Raw genomic sequence first — 2,499 nt, 5'->3', positions numbered from 1 at the left:
TAGTCATGATAATAGGGCCTTCTGATTAGAAGGCCCTATTATCAATGATTTTTATCCTCGTGACGACACAATCTAGCTGCTGCACCAGAGATATAATATTACACAACGAACATGGATTACATGCCAGACCGGCAACCGTACTGGTCAAATTAATTAAATCATTTACCAGTGAAGTTATGGTATCTAACCTCAATGGCAGTGCTGATGCGGTTAATGGGCGGAGTATGATGAAGGTTGTGGCATTAGGCGTAAAAAAAGGACACTGCCTGCGCTTTACTGCTACCGGAGAAGACGCTCAGCAAGCAATTGATGCTATTACGAAAGAAATCGCTAATGGATTAGGAGAATAATATAAAAGGTCACCGGATTAAAGGTGACCTTTCTAAATAAATTATTTCATACATTCATCATCTGTTAATTTTTTCTTAAATATCAGGATTAACAGTGTCGATATGATGACCCCAATCAGGGTTGACAGCAGGAATAGCATTGGGCTTCCAACTACCGGTAGCACAAATACCCCTCCGTGCGGCGCCGGATAAGTCGTATTGAAGAACATCGCCAGCGAACCCGCAACGCCAGAACCCACCATCAGCGAAGGTAATATGACCAGCGGATTACTGGCCGCAAAGGGGATTGCCCCTTCGGCAATAAACGATAGCCCTAAGATATAATTAGCTTTTGCCGCTTCACATTGACTCTGGGTAAATTTATCGCGCGACAGCGTTGCCGCCAGTGCCACCGCCAGTGATGGTACCATCCCGCTGGCAACCGCTGCCGCCATCACATAATAGTTGCCGCTCGCCAGAACACCGACACTAGGCTGTGTCCCTTAATCACCTGAGCTATAGTAACTGCCTGTTTCCACAACACTTTGAACTATGGCTCGTTACGATCTTCCCGATGAAGCATGGGCTCTCATCCAGCCCTTATTACCTGCTGAACCAGCAACACCACGGGCCGGACGCCCATGGGCAGAACACCGTATGATCATCAATGGTATGTTCTGGGTGCTGTGTTCAGGCGCACCATGGCGCGATTTGCCTGAGCGATATGGTCCATGGAAGACCGTTTACAACCGTTTTAACCGGTGGTCAAAGTCAGGTGTGATTAACATTATTTTCAACAGGTTACTTACTTTACATGATAAAAACAGTCTTATTGATTGGTCCGTGACAGCGCTGGATGGCAGTAATATCCGTGCACTCAGATGTGCCGCCGGGGCTCAAAAAAACATCCCGATATCGCCGGAGATAATGGGCTGGGTCGCTCGCGCGGCGGTTTTGGCACCAAAATCCATCTGGCGACAGACGGAAACGGCCTGCCATTAAACCTCGTGCTGAGCCCCGGACAAGCCCATGAAAGCCAGTTCGCACAACGTCTGCTGGACGGTATTGGTGTTCAGCGCCAGAACGGCAGCATGAAGCGACGTGGTCATGCCGTACTGGCAGATAAAGCCTACTCGGGACATGCGTTACGTAACGAACTGAAAAAAAAGGGTATAAAAGCCGTCATCCCTCGCAAATCAAATGAGAAAATGGCGTCAGATGGTCGTTCACAGCTCGATCGTGATGCTTACCGTAATCGCAATGTCGTTGAACGTTGCTTTGGTCGCCTAAAAGAATATCGTCGCATCGCCACACGTTACGACAAAACGGCGAGGAATTATCTGGCGATGGTTAAACTGGGTTGTATCCGACTGTTTTACAGAAGGTTATGCAATTAAGGGACACAGCCTAAAGAGATAGGCCGCCTTGTTAATGGGCCCACCCAGATCCGCCGCCAGCATCGCGCCAATCACAAAGCCCAACAGGATTTTATTTGTTGAACCAATGTCGTTAAGAAAATGAACGACGCCAGTATTGACATAGCCCATCACCGGCCCGACCACCGCCACAGTAATAAAGCCGACGATAAACACGCTCAGTAACGGATAGAGCAGGACCGGTTTAATCCCTTCGAACGATTTGGGTAATCCACGTAGCCCATGACGCAGCAGTTTAATGGTGTAACCCGCAATGAAACCCGCCAGAATCGCGCCTAAAAAACCACTCCCGCCTGTGTTAGCCAGAAAACCGCCGACCATACCGGGCGCAAAAGCGGGACGATCGCTAATCGCGTAAGCGATATAGCCGCTCATGACCGGAATAAACAGGGTGAATGCCGCGCCGCCGACAGAACTGAGGATTTGAGCAAAATGATTATAGCTGCGATCGTTCGGGTTAGCGGAATTAATCCCCCAGAAGAAAGAGATGGCAATTAAAATACCACCCGCCACCACAAATGGCAGCATATTGGAAACACCGTTCATTAACGATGCATAAACACCGGGCGTTGCTGAAGGCGCATTGCTGGTTTTATCTTGCTCATCAGACTGGTAGCACGGCGCAGATAATGCCGTCTTAATCAATGTTTCCGGCTCTGGAAGGTGCGATTTAATCGTCAATTATGAGAACATAACCCTTTCTTTGACATAGACTTTTCACGATGCCCGCTCTT

The 2,499-nt window shown here is 48.5% G+C and carries 4 protein-coding genes; 2 read left to right on the top strand and 2 right to left on the bottom strand.

All coding sequences use genetic code 11. The features are described from left to right. Positions 1-59: 59 nt before the first annotated feature. A complete protein-coding gene (locus ACSZPU_RS24985) occupies positions 60-350 on the top strand; it encodes an HPr family phosphocarrier protein (RefSeq protein WP_499004286.1) in 291 nt (96 codons plus the stop codon). Between the two features lie 41 nt (positions 351-391). On the opposite strand, the gene ACSZPU_RS24980 is transcribed toward ACSZPU_RS24985, so the two are convergent. Then, complete coding sequence (locus ACSZPU_RS24980) at positions 392-784, bottom strand: hypothetical protein (protein ID WP_499004285.1); 393 nt, start codon at positions 782-784, stop codon at positions 392-394. Positions 785-881: 97 nt separating this feature from the next. Here ACSZPU_RS24980 and ACSZPU_RS24975 point away from each other — a divergent pair. Beyond that, positions 882-1,726 (top strand): IS5 family transposase gene (locus tag ACSZPU_RS24975; protein WP_499004284.1). Its coding sequence is split into 2 segments (ribosomal slippage): positions 882-1,227 and positions 1,227-1,726, totalling 846 coding nucleotides; the frame shifts between segments, so codons are not numbered across the junction. Here the strand turns inward: ACSZPU_RS24975 and ACSZPU_RS24970 are convergent. Next, the gene (locus ACSZPU_RS24970) at positions 1,715-2,410 is read right to left on the bottom strand and encodes a PTS fructose transporter subunit IIC (RefSeq protein WP_499004282.1); all 696 of its coding nucleotides are present in this window, start codon (positions 2,408-2,410) and stop codon (positions 1,715-1,717) included. The genes ACSZPU_RS24975 and ACSZPU_RS24970 overlap by 12 nt on opposite strands. Between the last annotated feature and the right edge of the window lie 89 nt (positions 2,411-2,499).

Origin of the sequence: Phytobacter sp. V69 (genome assembly GCF_965644215.1) — a bacterium.
In the GTDB taxonomy this organism is placed as follows: Bacteria; Pseudomonadota; Gammaproteobacteria; order Enterobacterales; family Enterobacteriaceae; genus Phytobacter.
This window is presented reverse-complemented; position numbering and strand designations above follow the sequence as displayed.

Coding starts and splice junctions, on each gene's coding strand:
- ACSZPU_RS24980 (WP_499004285.1), bottom strand. CDS start 784: ATGGCGGCAGCGGTTGCCAGCGGGATGGTACCATCACTGGCGGTGGCA.